Below are 356 nucleotides of genomic sequence, written 5' to 3' on the forward strand. Positions count from 1 at the left end.
GATTGTTCGGCGGCGTCCTACTCTCCCACAGGGTCCCCCCTGCAGTACCATCGGCGCTATGAGGCTTAGCTTCCGGGTTCGGAATGTAACCGGGCGTTTCCCTCACGCTATGACCACCGAAACACTATGAAACTGTATGACCGCACCACACCCGTGACCAAACGGTGTGGGGTCGTTGTTTCAGAACAACACAGTGGACGCGAGCAACTGAGGACAAGCCCTCGGCCTATTAGTACCGGTCAGCTCCACCCCTTACAGGGCTTCCACATCCGGCCTATCAACCCAGTCGTCTACTGGGAGCCTTACCCTCTCAAGGAGGTGGGAATATTCATCTCGAAGCAGGCTTCCCGCTTAGA

General features: G+C 56.7%; 2 rRNA genes. Both read right to left on the bottom strand.

Annotated elements, in window-relative coordinates:
• Positions 1-4: 4 nt before the first annotated feature.
• Positions 5-121, bottom strand: a 5S ribosomal RNA gene (gene rrf, locus ACXJMZ_RS37485).
• Positions 122-209: 88 nt separating this feature from the next.
• Positions 210-356: ribosomal RNA gene (locus ACXJMZ_RS37490) — 23S ribosomal RNA — on the bottom strand; the annotation flags it as partial.

The organism is Kitasatospora sp. P5_F3 (assembly GCF_054049135.1).